The sequence below is a fragment of the Haloferax sulfurifontis genome (assembly GCF_014635105.1).
Classification (GTDB): domain Archaea; phylum Halobacteriota; class Halobacteria; order Halobacteriales; family Haloferacaceae; genus Haloferax; species Haloferax denitrificans.
In genome coordinates this window covers 386,990-405,833 of the sequence record NZ_BMCI01000002.1, presented here as the reverse complement: position 1 = coordinate 405,833, position 18,844 = coordinate 386,990, and the positions used below count along the sequence as shown (strand labels likewise).

The window sequence follows — 18,844 nt, the reverse complement described above, 5'->3', positions numbered from 1 at the left end:
TCGGTCCGCTGATAGCACCGGGTGGTCGAGCCACCTCCCGACGGTCGGCGCGGCGCTACCGCGTCCCCTCCTCGAAAAAGCCGGCGACGAGCTTTCGCTGGGCCGCGCGGAGGTGCTGGTGAAACGTCGCCCGCGAGACGTCCATCGCCGCCGCGAGCTCGTCGCCGGTCACGGCGTGGGGCCACTCGAAGAAGCCGCCGAGATGCGCGAGCTGGAGCGCGGTCTGCTGTCTGTCGGTGAGCGCCGCGTTCACCTCGGCGGTGAACCCCCGCCCCGTCCGCGGCGGGGCCGACCGCTCTCTGACCGCCCGGAGTTCGACCCCGGCGGCCGCCGCCGAGAGGTCGTCGAGTAGCGCCCGCCCCGCACCGCGGTCCGGGACGACCGCGGTGAACCGACAGCCGTCGCGGTCGGCTTCGAGGCCGCGAAGCCGCCCGCCCGCGTCGGCAACGAGGTGCGTCAGCGACCCCGCGTCGAAGACGACCTCGTAGAGCCCGACGCCGTCGCCGCGGGGGAGCCGAGTCACGTCGGCCACGCCGGTCGATTTCAACTCATCGTCTGCGAGTCCGTCTGTCGGTGGGTCCGTCGAGACGAACAGGCTGAGCGTCCCGTCGTCGTGAGAAATCGCGCCCTCGTAGTCGAGCGCGCACGCCCCCGCGACGGCGAGTCGGACCAGCGGTTGCGTCTCGTCGCGCACCTCGATTTCGAGTTCGAGTCGCTCGTCGGACAGCAACGACCGCCGGCTCTCGAAGGCGTCGATGGCCGCGCCGACGGCCCGCCCGAGCGTCCCGAACACCACCCGTACTTCGTCGTCGAGTTCCGCGGCGTCGGTGTAGACGGTCAACACGCCGTAGAGCGTCTCTCGGTGGACCAGCGGAACCGCGATGACCGAGTCGAACGGGACGACCGGCTCGGCGTCGGCGCCCCCCTCGCCGACCGCCGCCGACTGGACGGTCCGCGTCTCGGCGGCGCGAGCGGTTGGGTCGTCGGGGTCCGACCGGTCGATTTCGAGGTCGTCGAGGAATCCCGCGTCGGCTCCGGCCCACTCGTTCGGGACGATGACCGCCGGCGAGAGGTCGCAGTGACCGACCCACGCGCAGTCGAACGAGCCGGTGGCGGTGACCCGGTCGCAGACGGCGGCTTCGAGCTCCCGTCTGCTCTCGGCGCGGACGAGTGCGCTCGTCACGTCACCCAACAGCCCCTCGATGTGCTCGACGAGCGTCTGGAGGCGCGCGCGCTCCTCGTCGACTCCGGCGGCGTACCGCTCGGCGGCCGCCTCGGCGCGCACGCGCTCCGTGATATCGGTCTGGAAGCCGACGTAGTGAGTCACCTCGCCGTCCGGCCCGCTCAGCGGCGCGACGTCGACCCGGTTCCAGAACGTCTCGCCGTTCGCGCGGTAGTTCAGCAGTTCGACCGACGCCGACTCCTCGGCCTCGATGGCGCGGCGGAGTTCGGCGACGCGCGCGGGGTCGGTGTTCGGTCCCTGAAGATATCGGCAGTTCCGCCCCAGCGCCGCGTCGGCCGAGTAGCCGGTCATCGTCTCGAACGCCTCGTTGACGTAGACGAGCGGTCGGTCGGGCAACGAGCAGTCGGCGACGGTGATACCCACGGGGGCCTCGTCTATCGCCTGTTCCTTCAGGTCCTCCGTTATCTTTCTCGCGGCCGCCGCGCCGCGGCGACGCCACGCGACGGCGCTCTCGATGCGCTCGGGGAGTCGCTCGAAGAGGTTCGAACCGACGACCGGGACCACGTCGGCCGCGCCGGCGTCGCGGGCGGCCGCCGCCGAGAGGTCGCCGTCGGGCGGGACGACGACGACGAGCGGGACCGCGATTGCACCGTGGACCGCCTCGATGTCCGCGAGGTGGTCGGTCGCGAGCACGACGCAGTCGACCCGTTCGGCCTCGGCGCGTCGAACCACGGCCGCGGCGGACTCGGCGACCGACACCGAAAGCGACGAGAGTACGTCCACGAGTCGCTCCCGGTCGACGGCGGGACCGACGACCGCGAGAACACGGGCGGGAGACGAAGTGGCGTCCATGCCGAGACGTAGACGGCGAGACGTAAGGAAGTTCTCGCGGGCGACGCGCGGCCGCGCGGCTCGGAGGATTCGAAGCGCGAATAGAAGAGGAGAATCGAACCGAGGGACGAACGCGGCGTTCGCCGCGGTCTAGGCTTCCGCTTCGACCGACTCGGCGTCTTCGCGGTAGTAGTCCTCGATGAGCTCTTCGTCGATGCGGTTGAGCTCGGACTTCGGGAGCGTCGACAGGAGGTCCCAGCCGATGTCGAGGGTGTCCTCGATGGACCGGTCCGTGTCGAAGCCCTGATTGACGAACTCGGCTTCGAAGCGCTCGGCGAAGTCGAGGTACTTGTTGTCGCGCTCCGACAGCGCCTCGCGGCCGACGATGTTCACGAGGTCGCGCAGGTCTTCACCCTCCGCGTACGCCGCGTACATCTGGTCGGACACGTCGGCGTGGTCCTCGCGGGTGAGCCCCTCGCCGATACCGTCGTCCATGAGACGCGACAGGGACGGAAGCGGGTTGATCGGCGGGCGGATGCCCTGCGAGTTGAGGTCGCGGTCGATGTATATCTGGCCTTCCGTGATGTAGCCGGTCAGGTCAGGAATCGGGTGCGTGTCGTCGTCACCCGGCATCGTGAGGATGGGAATCTGCGTGACAGACCCGTCGCGACCCTGGATGCGACCTGCGCGCTCGTAGAGCTGTGCGAGGTCGGTGTACATGTAACCCGGGTAGCCACGGCGACCGGGGACCTCTTCGCGAGCCGCACCGATCTCGCGGAGCGCCTCGCAGTAGTTGGTCATGTCGGTCAGGATGACGAGGACGTGGTAGTCCTTGTCGAACGCGAGGTACTCGGCGGTCGTCAGCGCGAGACGCGGCGTGACCGTCCGCTCGACTGCGGGGTCGTCCGCGAGGTTCGTGAAGACGACGGAGCGCTCGAGTGCGCCCGTGCGCTCGAAGTCCTCCATGAACTCGTTCGCCTCTTCCTGCGTGATACCCATCGCGCCGAAGACGACTGCGAACTCGGACTCCTCGCCGCTTTCTTCGTCCTCGGGCACCGTCGCCTGACGGGCGATCTGGAGCGCGAGGTTGTTGTGGGGAAGCCCCGACGCGGAGAAGATTGGGAGCTTCTGGCCGCGGACGAGGGTGTTCATGCCGTCGATGGCGGAGACGCCGGTCTGGATGAACTCCTCGGGGTACTCGCGGGAGTAGGGGTTGATTGCCGCGCCGACGATGTCCCGACGCTCGTCGGGAACGATTTCGGGGCCGCCGTCGATTGGCTGGCCGGACCCGTCGAGCACGCGCCCGAGGAGGTCCTCGGTCACGGGCATCTTGAGGGTCTCGCCGAGGAACCTGACGGACGCGTTCCTGTCGATACCGCTCGTGCCTTCGAACACCTGAATCGCGACGAGGCCCTCGGAGGATTCGAGAACCTGTCCGCGCTTGGTTTCGCCTTGGGGCGTCTCGATTTCGACGATTTCGTCGTAACCGATCGGCTCGTCGACCTCGGCGAACACCAGCGGGCCGCTGATTTCGGTGATGGTCTGGTATTCCTTCATGGTCTCAGTACAGCTCGCGGAGCTGCTCGGTGATCTCTGCTTTGAGGTCCTCGATGTACGCCTCCCAGTCTTCCTGCACACCGATGCGGTTCAGCCGGGGAGCCGCCTCGATGGCCTGAATCTCTTCGACGGGGACGCCGGCTTCGAGCGCCTTGAACGCCTCGTCGTTGAACGCGTGGATGGCGGTGAGGATACCGTACGTCTTCTCGGGGGAGCAGTACGTGTCCGTCGGGTGGAACGCGTTCTGCTGGAGGTACGCCTCACGGAGGTAGCGAGCGATTTCGAGGGTCAACTGCTGGTCCTCCGGCAGGGCGTCCTTACCGACGAGCTGAACGATTTCCTGCAGTTCGTTCTCCTCGTCGAGCACGTCGACGGCCCACTGGCGCTCTTCGGCCCAGTCGTCCTCGACGTTCTCGACGAACCACGGGTCGAGCTGCTCTTGGTAGAGCGAGTACGACTCGTTCCAGTTAATCGCCGGGAAGTGACGGCGCTCTGCGAGGTCCGCGTCGAGCGCCCAGAACGTCTTGACGATACGCAGGGTGTTCTGCGTGACCGGCTCGGAGAAGTCGCCGCCCGGCGGCGAAACCGCGCCGATGACGGAGACGGAGCCTTCCTCGCCGTTGACGGTCGTGAAGTAGCCGGCGCGCTCGTAGAACTCGGAGAGACGCGCGGCGAGGTACGCGGGGTACCCCTCTTCGCCGGGCATCTCTTCGAGACGCGACGAAATCTCGCGCATGGCCTCGGCCCACCGGGAGGTGGAGTCGGCCATGAGCGCAACGTCGTATCCCATGTCGCGGTAGTACTCCGCGATGGTGATGCCGGTGTAGATACAGGACTCGCGGGCCGCCACGGGCATATTGGACGTGTTCGCGATGAGGCACGTCCGGGCCATGAGCGGGTTGCCCGTCTTCGGGTCGTCGAGTTCCGGGAAGTCCTCGATGACCTCGGTCATCTCGTTACCGCGCTCGCCACAGCCGACGTAGACGACGATGTCCGCGTCGGCCCACTTGGCGAGCTGGTGTTGCGTGACGGTCTTTCCGGAGCCGAACGGTCCCGGAATCGCGGCCGTACCGCCCTTCGCGATGGGGAACAGCCCGTCGAGGATGCGCTGTCCCGACACGAGCGGTTCGCGCGGGGTCTTCTTCTCGGCGGCGGGGCGAGCCTGACGCACCGGCCACTCCTGGTGCATCGTGATCTCCTCGCCGTTGTCGAGTTCGGCGACCGTCTCGGTGACGGAGAACTCGCCGTCCTCGATGGCGACGACCTCGCCGCCCTCGAAGTCCGGCGGGACCATGACCTTGTGTTCGATGGTCACGGTCTCGGGGACCGTGCCCACGACGTCGCCGGAGGCGACCTCGTCGCCAACGGAGACGGTGGGTTCGAACTCCCACTTCTTTTCGAGGTCGATACCCGGCGCGTCGACACCGCGGTCGAGGAACGCCGAGTTCATCTTCTCCTCCAGCACGTCCAGGGGGCGCTGAACGCCGTCGTAGATGGCGTCCATCATCCCGGGACCGAGGTCGACGGTCAGCGGTTCGCCCGTACTCTCGACGGGTTCGCTGGGGCCGACGCCGGAGGTCTCTTCGTACACCTGAATAGTCGTGAGGTCGCCCTCGATTTCGATGACCTCGCCCATCAGCCCTTCGTCGCCGACGTAGACGACGTCGTTCATGCGGGCGTCGAGGCCACGGGCGGTCACGACCGGACCACTCACGCTTGCGATGACACCGTCCTCGCGAACGGAATCTTGTGTTGCCTGACTCATGTTTGGTTATTCGTCCATCAGATCGATACCGATTGCTCTCTTGATCTGGTCACGGAGGCCGCTCGCGCCGCCGGAACCGCCGAGCGTCACGAGCGTCGGCTCGATGCTTCGCTCGACCGACTGCCGCGCGTTGCGCGAGAGGTGGTCGAGGTCGTCTTCGTGCATCACGATGATGCCGACGTCCTCGTCCTCCAGCGTCCGCGTCACGGCCTCGTCGAGTTCGTCGTCCTTCGCTTCGTCCGGGACGTTCTCGAACTTGCGGACGCCCGCAAGCCGGAATCCCGTGGTGAAGTCCGGACTGCCGATAACTGCGATTTCCTGGCTCATAGGATGACCAGCTCCGCTTCTATTGCATCGGGGTCCAGCCCGGCTTCGCGACCGCGGGCGATGGCCCGGATGTTGTCGACCTCGCGCTCCTTGGCGAGGATGTACGAGACGATTGGCGTGACAGAAAGCGGGAACACGTAACCGAGCGTGTCCGCGTACTCCAAGAGCGCCGCGTCGAGGGCGCGCTCGAAGCCGATGAGGCTGTCGGCCTCTTCGAGGTCCGAAAGGGCCGTCGAGAGGCGGTCGCCGTACCGGCTGTCACGAATCTTCGACACCAGTTCGTCCGGACTGGCCGCCAGCGACGCGAGCTCCGACGCTCGGAACAGCGTACCGCCCTCGATGAAGTAGTCGACGGGGTCGAGGTCGGCACCGCTTCGGGCGATGCGGAGCGCGTTGCGGGCGTTTCGGAAGTCGATTTCGGCTTCGAGGAACTCGCGGTACTGCTTTGCCTCTTCGCCGACGACCAGGCCGTCGAGCAACTGCTCGTAGAAGGCGCGGTCGACCGCGTTCTCCAGCGGGACGAGGACGCCGACGTCCTCGAACTCCTCGTAGGCGGCCGCGAGGCCGTCTCCGAAGATGGTACCGGAGAGGAGGTCGACGACCTCCTCCATCTCGCCCGCGTCGAGAAGCCGCGAGATGAGGCGGTCGTCGAACTCGCCGGCGCGGATGAGGTCGGATTCGACCTCATCGCGTGGCGCGCCGGAGTAGACGCCGCGGATAATCGTCTTCACGTTCCACGCGTCGAACTTGCGAAGGTACCGCGCGATGAGGTCGTAGAGGCGGCCGTCTGCCCAGTCGAGGATATCGTTGAACTGCTTCGCCAGATTCCGGTTCAGCGCGTACTCGATGAGGTCGACGCCGGAAAAACGGCTCCCGAGCGCGTTGACCTCGGTCTCGTACTCCGATTCCTCCATGAACCGAGCGATTTCGGCCGGTCCCATGCGGACCAGTTTGCGGTACTCCTCGTCGCCGAACAGGGCACTACGTCGCGCTCGAACACGAGCGATGACGTATTCGGGATTCGAGCCGCCTGTAGTGCTCATTGGTCGTCGAACAGTCGCGCACTCACTTCCTTCAGGTTGTCCTCCCAGACTGTGTCGAGGACCGAGTCGAAGGTGTTGTTCACCCGGACGCGCGAGTTCGAGCCCTCGACCACGACGCCACCGAGGCAGTCGCGCTCGCCGGCGAACTCGTAGCCGTCGTAGTCTTCGAGGATGCTCGAAAGCAACTCCTCGTCGTCGGCGCGGCCGTGGACGAAGACCTCGTCTTCGTCTTCGAACTCGACCGACGCCGCGTCGAGAAGCGAGCGGGTCAGCTCCTCGCGGCGGTCGCCTTCCAGCTCGGCGAGTTCGTGTTCGACCTGCTCGCGGACGCGCTGGAGCACGTCACGACGGGCGCTGAGTCGAGCCTGCTTGGCTTCGAGCTTCGCGCTGGAGAGCGCCTGTTCGCGCTCCCGTTCGAGCTGTTGCTCGACGTCCGCCTTCCGCGATTCGAGGAGCTCTTCGGCGTCGGCCTCGGCCTCGGCGACGATGTCGTCTGCCTGTTCCTGGCCGTCCTGCCTGATGTCCTCTGCGCGTGCGCGGGCTTCGTCTCGGATGTCCTCAACGACGTTGTCCAAACTCATAATGGGAAAGAGAGGGGGTGCTTAGGCCGCGAAGACAACGACCAGTGCGAGGATAACGAGGGTCTCGGGGAGAACCGTAAGGACCAGCCCGTTGACGAAGAGGTCCTCGTCTTCCGCGATGGCACCCATCGCGGCGGAACCGATGCCACGCTCCGCGTAGCCTGCGGCGAAGGCGGCGATACCGACGGAGAGGGCCGCCGCGGCGTCGGCGGTGATAGCGGGCGAGGAAGCGGCTTCACTCTGCAGTGCAGTCATGAGGGGTTCGATTGCTTCAATCATTGTGTGTTCCTGAGTACCGGATTGTCGTCTCCGAACGTCTGCATGTGGCGTCAGCCGTATCATAAAGGTTCCCAAAACGTCTGGAGCGGTCTGTCTACGACGGCGGAATCGTCGTCATTGCAAAAGCAGTCGCTCCGAGCGGACAATAGTCAAAAAAGAATCGGCGACGAGCGTTAGTCTTCGGTCGTGAACTCGCGGTCGTAGCCGAACGGGTTGTACGCGCGGCCGCCTCCCTCGAAGAACTTGTTGAAGAACTCGACGTACTCGAGACGCACGGCCTGCAGGCCGGCGCTCGTGACGCCGAGCGCGAGAACGACCAAGTGACCGACGACGAGGACGAGCAGTCCGCCCACGACGCCCGCGGCACCCGAGTGGAAGATGCCGCCGAACAGGACGTCGGTCACCTCGTGGCCGTGGTACATGTCACCGACGTGGTACATGTGGCCGAGGCCGAAGTGCCACTCCGCCTCGCTCCCTTCGCCCGTGACGAACACGCCGAAGACGAGCAGGTTGACGGCGAACGCCATCGACGCCTTCGCGATGAGGACCGCGCCGAGACGCGTGTACGACAGGACGTTCGAAAGCGGGGCGGCGAACTCGACGAGTTCGGCCAGTTCGCCCATCCCGAGGAGCACCGCGCCGAGGATGTACAGCCCGAAGCCACCCCAGCCGACGATGAACGAGAAGCCGGAGAAACCGAGCGGGATGAGCCCGTCAGCCGCGAACGTGGTGAACAGGAACTCCGGCGGCACGCCACCGAGCGCGTCGCTGAAGATCCAGATCCACAGCCCGTTCAGCATGAGGATCCACGAACCGCTTTCGAGGACCGCGTCCTTCGGACCGTGGAGCTGGTAGTTCTCGAAGAAGTCGAAAACGTAGCCCACGTTGACGTGGATGATACCGACGGCGACGCTCACGGTGAGCCAACCGAGGGCCCACTCAGCGGTGGCCGGCGACAGTCCCTTCTCGATGGGCGGGTGCGACAGCCCGAGCAAGCCTTCCCAGAAGTACTGGGTGATGAGGTGGAAGCCGAATATCTCGCCGTAGAGGATGCCGAACAACGTCGTGAACAGCCCCGCGGCGATGGTGACGCCACCCATGCTCTTGAGCGCGCCGTCGTCGAACTTCGAGTAGAGGAAGAAGCCGATGGCGGTGTAGATGACACCGTACCCGAAGTCACCGATCATGAACCCGAAGAACGTCGGGAACGTCAGGAACAGGATGATGGTCGGGTCGAACTCGTAGTAGCTCGGGCGGTTGACCGCCTGCACGAGGAGTTCGAACGGCTTGACCGCGCCGCTGTTCTTCTGGACGACCGGCGGGTCGTCGTTGGCCATCGAGACCGTGCCGCCGTCGGTGGCGGCGACCGTACCGCCGCTCTCGGCGACGTCCTCGCGCGCGTGGTCGTGCCCGTCACGCGAGAACTCGGCGCGTTCGAGCTCTTCGACGGCGACGTGCTCGCCGACCTCGTCTTTGAGCGTTCCCGCAAACGTGTTGTAGCGCTCGCTGGGAATCCAGCCCTCGGCGACGAAGGCGTTCTCCGTCGTCGCGAACGAAAGCGGCGCTTCCGTCTTCTGGACGTCGATTGCGAGGCGCTCTTCGGCGGCGAGGAGGAACTCGCCCTCCTCGACGGCGATGTCGTGGAGCTCGGACTCGACGGTCTCGAGCTTCGACTCGACTTCGCGTTTCTGCTGTTCGAGGTCGCGGATGTGCTCTTCGGGGCTTCCCGAGGCGTCCGGGACTTCGAGCGTGGTGAACTCGACGCCGACGAGCGCGTCGGCGAGCGCCATCTCGTCGGCGCCATCGACCGGGCGGCCGAAGACGGCGTGCGTGCGCTCGCCCGAGAAGATCTCGTAGGCGCTGATGTCGTCGGCGTCGACGACGGCGCGCTCGACGGGGTCGACCTTCCCCTGTCCGACGACGACCTGCAGGGTCTCGTACCCCGAAAGCAGGTCGAGGTCGAGTCCGAGGTCGACGAACGGCTCCATCGCGTCGATTTCTTCGTCCACCGCGCGAAGCTCGTTTTCGAGCTCGGCGCGGCGGTCGTCCAGTTCGTTGACCTCGGCTTGGATCTCTTCGAGGGGCTCGCCGAGCGCGTCGTCGGGGACGATGCGCTGTCGGCCGGAGTCGGTGTCTTCGACCCCGAGGATGCTCTTGAGCGAGCGGACGGTGACGAGCTTATCGGAGGCGCTCTCGGCGCCTTCGATGGGCGACCCCGTCTCGAATCCGAACTCCTCCTGCCACGAGCCGTCGTATTCGGTGACGTGCAGCAGTCGGAGGTCGTGGACGGCCTCGATGACCTCGGGCATGACGCCCCTGGAACCGGTCACCGAGACCTTGCTCATCTGCTCAGGTCTGAGCATCCACCGCCTCCTCGAATTTGCCGATGGCGAACTCGACCGCGTCGTCGATGTGGTCTTCCGCCTCGGCAACCAGTTCGTCGCGGGCGTCCTCGCCTTCTTCGAGGATGCGTTCCCGCTCCGTCTCTATCTCCGTGCGTCCCTCCTGTAGACGCTCGGATTCGAGCTCTGCGGCCTCTTCTTCGGCCTCGGAGCGAATCTCATCGGCTTCCTCACGCGCCTCCGCGACGAGCTCCTCACGTTCGGCCTCGGCCTCTTCAACGATGTCGTCGGCCTCCTGCTCGGCCGTTTTGATTCGTTCGAGAACCTCTTGTCTCGGCATACTCGTATCACAGGAACGTTGCACAAGCGCTGTATAAGGTGTTTGCGGAAAGTCTGTGACAGTCGCTCGGAAAACGCGGCGGTTTACCCCCCTCGAACGCCGACCGGCGCGGCGAATCCGCACCGTTATCATCGGCGAGTTCTAATCCCGGCGCGATGGGAGTCCTCGAAAACAAAGCGCGGGCCCGCCTGTTCTACAAGTACCTCTCGAAGGTGTACGACCGGGTGAACCCGTTCATCTGGAACGAGGAGATGCGCGACGAGGCGCTGGAGATGCTCGACATCCAGCAGGGCGACCGCGTCCTCGACGTGGGCTGTGGCACCGGCTTCGGAACCGAGGGACTGCTCCGCTACACCGACGACGTCCACGGCCTCGACCAGAGCATCCACCAGATGCAGAAGGCGTGGGAGAAGTTCGGCAAGAACGACGAGGTCCGGTTCTACCGCGGGGACGCCGAGCGGCTCCCCTTCGCGGACGACGCCTTCGACGTCATCTGGTCGTCCGGCTCCATCGAGTACTGGCCGAACCCGGTCACCGCGCTCGAAGAGTTCCGCCGCGTGGTGAAACCGGGGAACAAGGTGCTCGTCGTCGGCCCCGACGACCCCAAGTCCGGCGTCTTCCAGAAGCTGGCGGACGCCATCATGCTGTTCTACGACGAGGAGGAGGCCGACCGGATGTTCGAGGCCGCCGGCTTCGTCGACATCGAACACCACATCCTCCAGCGCCAACCCGGTAGCCCGCGGGCCATCGTGACTATCGCGCGCGTGCCGGAGGAGTAAGCCCCAACCGCGCCGCGGTCGATTCAGGCCAACCGCGCCGAGGTCGACTCGGGCGCTCGTTTTCGCCGCGGCCGATTTACGACGCTCTCGCTTCGAGCGTCGCGACCGGCGTGTCGCCGTCGAAGACGCGAACGGTCACCGTCGCACCCGGTTCGATGCCCGGGTCGTTCGTCCCAGCCAGTTCGAGCGTCGCCGTCTCGCCGACGGTCCACCGCGAGTCGGCGGCGGCGTTGAACGGGCCGGTCGGGCCGGGTCGGAAGCCGCTGGCCGAGAAGAACGGTACGGGCGGTTGGTGCGCGAGCGGCTCCCCATTCACGGAGATTCGAACCGCGAGCGAATCCACGTCCAGCGGCGCGCCGCCCTCGTGAACCAGCGACAGCGTGTCACCCGAGACGGACAGCGACAGCGCCGTCGGTCGCGTCGGTGACGGCGCGGAGTCGGCCGCGTCGAACGCCGCCGCGCCGACGGCGGCCGCGACGACGACCACGAGACCGACGAGGAGCACGCTCCCGAGGAGCACGGACGAGCCGCGAGTCGAGGTGCGGAACTGGCGAGGCATCGAGACGGGGTGGCCCCGTCATCGGATAAGAAGCTCCGGTCAGCCGCCGCCGGGTGGGGCGGGCAGGCCGGCCTGCGAGACCGCCGAGACGGAATCGGCCGACTCGGTCGACCCGGTTCCGGTCGACTCGGTCGGCGTCGACGTGACCGTCGGAGACGTGTCGTTTTCCGCGGCGGTCGCGTTCCCCGCGAGGTAGGGCATGGGCGTCGGCGCGGTGGTGAGCACGACCGCCGAGTTACCTCTGATGACCGTGACGGTGTAGGACGCCGACGGCGAGACGGTCCAGATAGTCCCGTCCGAACCGGTGTGACCCAAGAGCGTGCTCTCCTGGCTGGCTTCGAGGCCGATCGTGACGTTCGCGTCTACCGGGTCGCCCGTCTCGCTTTCGTTCAACTGGATGCGAAGCGGTCCGCCGGGGTAGGTCCGGTCGACGGTGAGCGCCAGCCCGTCTCTGACCCCGCTCGCGGTGTCGCGGGTCGTGATCGATTCGAGGGGGCGCGTCTGGGACTCCTTGAACACTCGCCCGGTTCCGGAGTCGACGTACGCGGTCAACTGCCCGTCCCGGTAGTTAATCTGCACCCGGTGGCTGTCGCCGGCACTGATGACGTTGGTCCCGTTCTGGGCGGCGCGGTTCGAGTAGATCGTCGGGTAGTTCTCCGCGACGATGTCGAGCGCCTCCTCGTAGGAGACCGTGTTCTGGTCGCGGTTGCGGAGGTCGGCGCGGTAGGCCTCGCGGACGTACTCGCCGTCGGCGACGACGCTGAGGACGAACCCGGTCTCGCTCGTCCGCACGGAGAACCGCGCGGCGTCGGACCGGCCGGTCACGACCGAGACGGCGTGCGTCCGAACGGGGCCGGTGAACGTGTCGAGTTCGCGTTCGAGCGCCGCGAGCCGCCCGGAGCTAATCGAGAAGTCCGGCGTCTCGCTCGTGATTTCGCGGAGGGCGACCCGCCGGTCGTCGAGCGCCCGTGCCTCGGCGTCGATTCGCGCGAGTTCGATGAGGAGGTCTCGCGCGGTGATGTCGTCGGCGTTGAACCGCTCGATGGCGGAGCGCTGTGCGCTCTGGAGCGCAATCGCCCGCTGTTCGATGGTGTTGAGCTCGTCGAGGATGAGCTGTTGCCGGGTGCTGTCGTCGGTCGCGGACTCGATGCGCTCGATTGACGCGCCCGTCTGAATCTGGCCGCCGGCCCCGAGGGCGGAGAAATCGAGGGACGGGCCGAGGTCGACGTGATGGGCCTCGACCGTCGCCCGGGCCAGCTCCGACGACGGAATGTCGAGGACGTGAATCGTCTCGTTGGACGGCGACTCGACCTGTGCGGGCTCCGCTTCATCGGGAGCCATCGAGTGGGTCGACCCGTCGGCGGGACCGGCCGCACCGAGCACCGGCGACGCCACGAGAAGCATGACGACGACGAGCGGGAGGGCTTTCATCGCCGTGAGGGTACACGGGGGCAGTACTAAAATGACCCTCTTGACGCGGTCGCCGTCGCCGACATCGAGGGACGCATCTCGACGGCGTCTGACACTGTTGAATCGATGGAAAGCGTTTCATCGCCGGATGAAACGGATTTACGTATGCGGAGCGCCGCCCTCATCGTTGCCCTCCTCACCATCGTCGCCGGCGTCACAGCGCCGGTGGCGGCCACAGACGCGGCTGCTGCCGGCACGCAGAGCGCGGACACGGTCGTCGGAGACGCCGGCTCGCGCGCGGGCGCGGAAGAAGTACTCAGTCTCGGTCGCTCGTCGCTCGTAGCCCAGCAGACGAATCTCGACCGGTCGCCGCAGACGGAGATATCGATTCAACTGCGTGCCGACCGCTCTGCGGACTGGCGGGTCGAGATGCGCTACGAGCTCGACACGCAAAACGAGACCGCGGCGTTCGAAGAGTACGCACAGGAGTACGAGCAGGGAACCGCCGACACCGGTCCAGACGCGGCGTTCTTCGGACGCATCAGTCAGACGGCCACCGAGCAGACCGGCCGGTCGATGACGGTTCAGAACGCGACGACGAGAGGCTACGTCGAAAACGGGACCGGCGTCCTCGTGTTGACGTTCACGTGGACCAACTTCCTCGAACAGACCGACGAGGGACTGCGCCTCGGTGACGCGCTGTCGGCCGGTGACGACGAGACGTGGCTCACGTCGCTTCGGTCGAATCAGAACCTCACGATTCAGACGCCGCCGGGCTACGCCGTCAGCGACACGAACCTGCCGCTCGAAAACAACGCCGTCGTCGTCGAGGGGCCCCGGACCTTCGAATCGATCGACCAGTTGACCGTCACGTACGTCTCGACGGGCACGGACAGCGCCATTCCGTGGACGCTCGTCGGCGGCGGTGCGGTCGTCCTCGCGGTGCTCGTGGCGGGCGTCGTCCTGTTCACTCGGCGGGGACCGGACGGGGGGACTCCCGACGGAACGTCGACAGCGACGGCGACGCCCGAGCCGCGGCAGGAGTCGGCACAGGAGCCGACCGACGACGAGCCCGCGCCCGCCGAAGAGCCCGACGACGTCGACGTCGACCTCGACCTGCTCTCGGACGAAGAGCGGGTCGAACTCCTCTTGGAGCGGAGCGGCGGGCGGATGAAGCAGGCGAACATCGTCAAGGAGACCGGCTGGTCCGACGCCAAGGTCTCACAGCTCCTGTCGGCGATGGCCGACGAGGGGCGCGTCGAAAAGCTCCGCCTCGGCCGTGAGAACCTCATCTCACTGCCCGACGAGGACGAAGACGAGGCGTGACGAAGACGAGGTGTAATCGGACGACGGGGGCGCCGGTGGCCGCGGTGCGAAAACGTTTATTTGCCCCGGTCGGTAGTGAACGTTGATGAAAATTCTCGTAACCGTCAAGGAGGTGGCCGAGGTCGAAGAGGACTTCGAGCTCGACGGACTCCGCGTGGCGGACCAGTTCCTCGACTACGACCTCAACGAGTGGGACGAGTACGCGGTCGAGGAAGCGGTCCAAATCGCCGAGGAGAGCGACGACGACGTGGAGGTCGTCGCCGTCACCATCGGCCCCGAGCGGTCCGAAGAGACCATCCGCATGGCGCTCGCAAAGGGGGTCGACCGCGCGGTCCGCGTGTGGGACGACGCGCTCGACAGCGTGGACCTGCTCGACGTGGGCGCGAAGACGCGCCTCCTCTCGGCGGTCGTCGAGGACGAGGACCCCGACCTCGTCCTGACGGGCGTGCAGGCGAACGACGACAGCTTCGGCGCGACCGGCGTCTCGCTCGCCTCGGCAATCGGCTTCGAGTGGGCCGCGGTCGTGAACGCGCTCGACCTCGACGCCGAGGGCGGCGTGGCGAACGTCCGCCGCGAACTCGAAGGCGGCGTGGAGGAGCTCACCGAAGTCGACCTCCCCGCGGTCCTCACCATCCAGACGGGTATCAACGAACCGCGGTACGCGAGCCTGCGCGGGATTCGACAGGCCCAGTCGAAAGAGATCAAGCCGCTCGCGCTCTCCGACCTCGGCCTCGACGCCGCGGCGGTGGAGTCCGACCTCGTCCTGACCGACGTGTACGAACCGGAGACCGAGTCCGACGCGATCTACTTCGAGGGCGACGCCGGAGAGCAGGCCGCCGAGCTTGCGACCGTCCTCCGCGAGAAGGGGGTGGGCGCGCAATGAGCGACGTGCTCGCCGTCGTCGAGCACCGCCGCGGAAGCCTCCGCGACGTGTCGTTCGAACTCGTGACCGCCGGGGCCGACCTCGTCGGCGACACCGGCGGCGACCTCCACCTCGCGGTCGTCGGCGGCGACGTGGACGCCTTCGCCGAGGAGCTCTCGCTCGCCGGCGTGGACGCGATTCACACCGTCGCCGAGGGCGACGAGTTCAACCACGACGTGTCCGTGCAGGCCGTCGCGGCCCTGTACGAGGCACTCGACCCCACGTACGTCCTCATGGGCAACACTGTCAACGGCCTCGACTACGCCCCCGCGGTCGCGGAGCGCCTCGGCCTCCCGCTCGTGACCGACGCCATCGGCCTCCAGAACGACGGCGGCCTCGTCGTCACCCGCGAGATGTACGCCTCGAAGGTCGAATCGACCGTCGAGGTCGACGCCGACCGCGCCGCGGTCACCGTCCGCCCCGGCGAGTGGGACGCCGCCGAGGAGTCGGGCGAGCCCGCCGTCGAGTCGTTCTCGTTCGACCTCGACGAGTCTCAGGTGCGCTCGCGCGTGGCCGGCTTCGAGGAGGTCGGAAGCGGCGACGTGGACATCGCCGACGCCGACGTGCTCGTCTCCGTCGGCCGCGGCATCGAAGAGGAAGAGAACATCGAACTCGTCGAAAGGCTCGCCGACGCGCTCGGCGCGACGCTGTCGTCGTCGCGGCCCATCGTCGACAACGGCTGGCTCCCGAAGGACCGGCAGGTCGGCCAGTCCGGGAAGGTCGTCACGCCGAAGTTCTACATCGCAATCGGCATCTCCGGGGCCGTTCAGCACGTCGCCGGGATGAAAGGTGCCGAGAACATCGTCGCCATCAACACCGACCCCGACGCGCCCATCTTCGACATCGCCGACTACGGCATCGTCGGCGACCTCTTCGACGTGGTGCCGGAGCTCATCGAGCAGTTCGAGTAAGCGCCCAGCGGTTTTTGGTCCAGCTTTTTGCGGACGCGAACTCGTGAGCGTCCGGAAAAAGGTGGTCGCACGTGGTGCCGGAGCTTATCGAGCAGTTCGAGTAAGCGCCCAGCGGTTTTTGGTCCAGCTTTTTGCGGACGCGAACTCGTGAGCGACCGCGACCGGAGGGGCGGCCGGGCGGGCGACTCCCACCGGGTGAGAAGCGTCCGGGTGCATTTCCGAGTCGCGTGCGACTCTCTACTGAGGGGAACACGCATGCCACGATACGAATACCGGACAGTCGACCTCGCGTCGAAGGTCCCCGGTCTGAAGAAAGAAGACCCCGAAGAGGCGCTCAACAGGTTGGGCCGAGAGGGGTTCGAACTGGTCGAACGAGTCGAACAGCAGTTCGGCGGGACGCAACTGCTCATCCTCGCGCGCGAGGTCACTGACTAGACACCGCACAGCGGGAATCACGTCCTCTATTTTCGGTCAGAAACGGCCGCGAACGACCGCTCCCGCTCTCGGTTTCTCCAAATCCGGTACGTACTTCCCTACCCAACCCTACGAACCGACAATGGAATACCTGGAGCGCCGGGTCACGATGGTAAACGACCGCCTCGAGGAGGTCGTCTCGGCGGTCGAGCCGTCGGAACTCGCCGACCAACTCGACCACGTCGCTCTCGCGGGGGGCAAGCGCGTCCGCCCCGCCGTGACCATCCTCGCCTGCGAGGCCGTCGGTGGCACCCCCGAGGACGCCGTCGACTTCGCGGTCGGCGTCGAACTCGTCCACAACGCCTCGCTCGTCGTCGACGACATCATCGACCGGTCCGACATCCGCCGCGGCACGCCGAGCGCGTGGGCCGAGTACGGCTACGGGCCGGCCATCATCGCCTCCGACGGCCTGCTCGGCGAGGCGTTCGCCCTCCTGTCGTCGTCCGACCGCGCCACCCGCATCGTCGCCGAGTCGATGGTCGAACTCGGCGAGGGCGAGGCGACCGAACTGGTCGCGGTCCCCTCCAACGAGGCCGAGTACATGCAACTCGCCCACCGCAAGACGGGCGCGCTGTTCCGCGCCGCCGCCGAGCTCGGCGCGGTCGCCGCGGGCGGCGACGCCCACGTCGTCGAGGCGTTCGGCGACTACGCGGCCCGCGTCGGCGTCGCCTTCCAGATTCGCGACGACGTGCTCGACGCCACGGCGGACGCGGAAGAACTCGGCAAGCCGACGGGGCAGGACGCCGAGATGGGCCGGCCGTCGCTCGTGCAGGTGACGGACCTGACGCCCGAGGAGGCGAACCGCCGGGCCCGCCAGCAGGCCGACGAGGCGCTTTCGGCCCTCGACTCCTCGGGCGTCGAGGACTCGGAGCCGCTGGAGTATCTCCGCGACCTCGCGGAGTTCGTCATCGTCCGCGAGAGCTGACGACTCTGGGTCGAGTTCCGAACAGACGATAGCAAAAAGCCACAGACAACCCCGAGCGGCGCGACCGCCCGCGACTGATTACGCCGGTTGCTCGCTTTCGCCGTCGGAGCCGGTCGGATACCGGGACTCGGCCACCGCGAACGTCAGCGTGCTCAGCACGCCGAGGAGCGTGCCGACCGTGAGCGCGACGGCGAGGCCGGGGAGGTAGAACTTCCGGACCCCGGCGACGCCCTCGGGGAGGAAGAAGCCGGACAGCGCGTACAGCACGATGGCGATGGCGAACACGTAGAACGGCGCGTTGAGGTAGCGCCACTTGAAGCGGTCGTGGAGGTACTCGTCTGTCACCTGCCCGAGACTGCTCGTGATGCCGGCGGCGGCGAACCACTCGACCGCGCCGTGGACGAGCGTGGCGAGGACGAGCCCCGGCGCGGGGTCGCCCGCGACGCTGTCCGAGACGGTTTCGAGGAGTTCCGCCCCGCGGACGCCGCCGACGACGAGGAGCGCGGCGGCGGCGACGTAGGTGATGATGGTGACGCGGCCGGCGTAGAGGACGTTCCGCGCGCGGTTGGCCGCCTCGTCGACGGCCGATTCGAGGCCGAGCCCGCGGAACAGCGTGTACAGCCCGAGGAGCGCCGAGATGAGGCCGAGGACGACCGCGCCGGGCACGTCGAAGAAGCTGGCGATGGTGACGAAGGGGTAGATGAGAAGCAGGATGCCGAGCGGGACGAGGATGGTCCCGCGGGTCTCGGGGTCGGCGAGCACCTGCTTCATCGTGTAGTACATCGATTCGAGGTTCTGGGCCTGCCTGACGACGACCCGGCGGACCCCGTCGATGGGGACGCGCGAGCGGATGACCGGGAGGACGGACTCGTCCTGTGCGCCGTCGGTGATGACGATGGCGTGGACGGGCTCGCCGGTCGAGAGGCTCGCGAGGACGGTGTCGATCTCGTCGCCGATGGCGCGGTTCGCCTTCACGTCGCTCCCTTCCAACCCGGTGACCGCCGCGACCTCGACTTCCTCGTCCTCCGATTCGAGCAGTTCGTCGTGGACCTGAATGCCCTGAAAGAGGACGTTCACGTCGGAGTCCTCCGGGTCCGCGGTGGCCAGCGCCACCGCGGCGTCCTCGACGCGCTGTCGGCCGACGACGGGCGTCGACAGTCCCGTCTTGCGACCGAGGTCGTCGTCGAGGTCGACACAGAGGACCAAGAGCATCGTTGACTCCTATGCCACGGGGATATATCTGCTTTCGGGGGCGCGGCCGCGGTGGCGCGGTCCGTCGGTCTCGCGGAG

18 protein-coding genes are annotated in these 18,844 nt (G+C 67.1%); 6 read left to right on the top strand and 12 right to left on the bottom strand.

Annotated features, from left to right (window positions below):
• Positions 1 to 55: 55 nt before the first annotated feature.
• From IEV64_RS06565 to ahaH, 9 genes are all read right to left on the bottom strand, one after another.
• The gene (locus tag IEV64_RS06565; RefSeq protein WP_049920533.1) at positions 56 to 2,035 is read right to left on the bottom strand and encodes a bacterio-opsin activator domain-containing protein; all 1,980 of its coding nucleotides are present in this window, start codon (positions 2,033 to 2,035) and stop codon (positions 56 to 58) included.
• 129 nt (positions 2,036 to 2,164) lie between these two features.
• Positions 2,165 to 3,571: an ATP synthase subunit B gene (locus tag IEV64_RS06560; protein WP_007275009.1), complete on the bottom strand. Its 1,407-nt coding sequence runs from the start codon at positions 3,569 to 3,571 to the stop codon at positions 2,165 to 2,167.
• A gap of 4 nt (positions 3,572 to 3,575) precedes the next feature.
• Positions 3,576 to 5,336, bottom strand: coding sequence for an ATP synthase subunit A (locus IEV64_RS06555; RefSeq protein WP_007275010.1), 1,761 nt, complete (start codon positions 5,334 to 5,336; stop codon positions 3,576 to 3,578).
• A 6-nt stretch (positions 5,337 to 5,342) separates the two neighbouring features.
• Complete coding sequence (locus tag IEV64_RS06550) at positions 5,343 to 5,663, bottom strand: V-type ATP synthase subunit F (protein WP_004044608.1); 321 nt, start codon at positions 5,661 to 5,663, stop codon at positions 5,343 to 5,345.
• Positions 5,660 to 6,706, bottom strand: a complete 1,047-nt coding sequence (locus IEV64_RS06545; protein WP_004969025.1) for a V-type ATP synthase subunit C — start codon at positions 6,704 to 6,706, stop codon at positions 5,660 to 5,662. Before IEV64_RS06545 ends, IEV64_RS06550 begins: the two co-directional genes overlap by 4 nt.
• The gene (locus tag IEV64_RS06540) at positions 6,703 to 7,287 is read right to left on the bottom strand and encodes a V-type ATP synthase subunit E (protein WP_004969024.1); all 585 of its coding nucleotides are present in this window, start codon (positions 7,285 to 7,287) and stop codon (positions 6,703 to 6,705) included. Before IEV64_RS06540 ends, IEV64_RS06545 begins: the two co-directional genes overlap by 4 nt.
• Before the next feature lie 21 nt (positions 7,288 to 7,308).
• On the bottom strand, positions 7,309 to 7,566 hold the full coding sequence (locus IEV64_RS06535; RefSeq protein WP_007275011.1) for a F0F1 ATP synthase subunit C: 258 nt from the start codon (positions 7,564 to 7,566) through the stop codon (positions 7,309 to 7,311).
• A 173-nt stretch (positions 7,567 to 7,739) separates the two neighbouring features.
• Entirely contained in the window at positions 7,740 to 9,929 is a 2,190-nt protein-coding gene (locus IEV64_RS06530) for a V-type ATP synthase subunit I (RefSeq protein ID WP_229722529.1), read from the bottom strand.
• Positions 9,916 to 10,248, bottom strand: a complete 333-nt coding sequence (ahaH, locus tag IEV64_RS06525; RefSeq protein ID WP_004969021.1) for an ATP synthase archaeal subunit H — start codon at positions 10,246 to 10,248, stop codon at positions 9,916 to 9,918. The genes IEV64_RS06530 and ahaH overlap by 14 nt, the downstream gene beginning before the upstream one ends.
• Positions 10,249 to 10,403: 155 nt before the next feature.
• Between ahaH and IEV64_RS06520 the strand changes: the two genes are divergently transcribed.
• Positions 10,404 to 11,027, top strand: coding sequence for a methyltransferase domain-containing protein (locus tag IEV64_RS06520; protein ID WP_004969020.1), 624 nt, complete (start codon positions 10,404 to 10,406; stop codon positions 11,025 to 11,027).
• A gap of 76 nt (positions 11,028 to 11,103) precedes the next feature.
• On the opposite strand, the gene IEV64_RS06515 is transcribed toward IEV64_RS06520, so the two are convergent.
• Positions 11,104 to 11,586 (bottom strand): type IV pilin domain-containing protein, encoded by a 483-nt coding sequence (locus tag IEV64_RS06515; RefSeq protein ID WP_188423476.1) that lies wholly within the window; start codon positions 11,584 to 11,586, stop codon positions 11,104 to 11,106.
• Positions 11,587 to 11,625: 39 nt separating this feature from the next.
• Entirely contained in the window at positions 11,626 to 13,017 is a 1,392-nt protein-coding gene (locus tag IEV64_RS06510; protein ID WP_188423475.1) for a DUF7094 domain-containing protein, read from the bottom strand.
• Between the two features lie 144 nt (positions 13,018 to 13,161).
• Between IEV64_RS06510 and IEV64_RS06505 the strand changes: the two genes are divergently transcribed.
• The 5 genes from IEV64_RS06505 (at position 13,162) to IEV64_RS06485 (ending at position 17,554) form a co-directional block, all read left to right on the top strand.
• Positions 13,162 to 14,322, top strand: coding sequence for a helix-turn-helix transcriptional regulator (locus IEV64_RS06505; RefSeq protein ID WP_188423474.1), 1,161 nt, complete (start codon positions 13,162 to 13,164; stop codon positions 14,320 to 14,322).
• A gap of 85 nt (positions 14,323 to 14,407) precedes the next feature.
• A complete protein-coding gene (locus IEV64_RS06500; protein WP_188423473.1) occupies positions 14,408 to 15,205 on the top strand; it encodes an electron transfer flavoprotein subunit beta/FixA family protein in 798 nt (265 codons plus the stop codon).
• A complete protein-coding gene (locus IEV64_RS06495; protein WP_188423472.1) occupies positions 15,202 to 16,155 on the top strand; it encodes an electron transfer flavoprotein subunit alpha/FixB family protein in 954 nt (317 codons plus the stop codon). Before IEV64_RS06500 ends, IEV64_RS06495 begins: the two co-directional genes overlap by 4 nt.
• Before the next feature lie 255 nt (positions 16,156 to 16,410).
• Positions 16,411 to 16,590 (top strand): DUF4177 domain-containing protein, encoded by a 180-nt coding sequence (locus IEV64_RS06490; protein ID WP_007275460.1) that lies wholly within the window; start codon positions 16,411 to 16,413, stop codon positions 16,588 to 16,590.
• Positions 16,591 to 16,711: 121 nt separating this feature from the next.
• Entirely contained in the window at positions 16,712 to 17,554 is an 843-nt protein-coding gene (locus IEV64_RS06485; RefSeq protein ID WP_004973663.1) for a polyprenyl synthetase family protein, read from the top strand.
• Between the two features lie 78 nt (positions 17,555 to 17,632).
• Here the strand turns inward: IEV64_RS06485 and IEV64_RS06480 are convergent, their stop codons facing one another.
• Positions 17,633 to 18,766: a DUF373 family protein gene (locus IEV64_RS06480; protein ID WP_004969013.1), complete on the bottom strand. Its 1,134-nt coding sequence runs from the start codon at positions 18,764 to 18,766 to the stop codon at positions 17,633 to 17,635.
• Between the last annotated feature and the right edge of the window lie 78 nt (positions 18,767 to 18,844).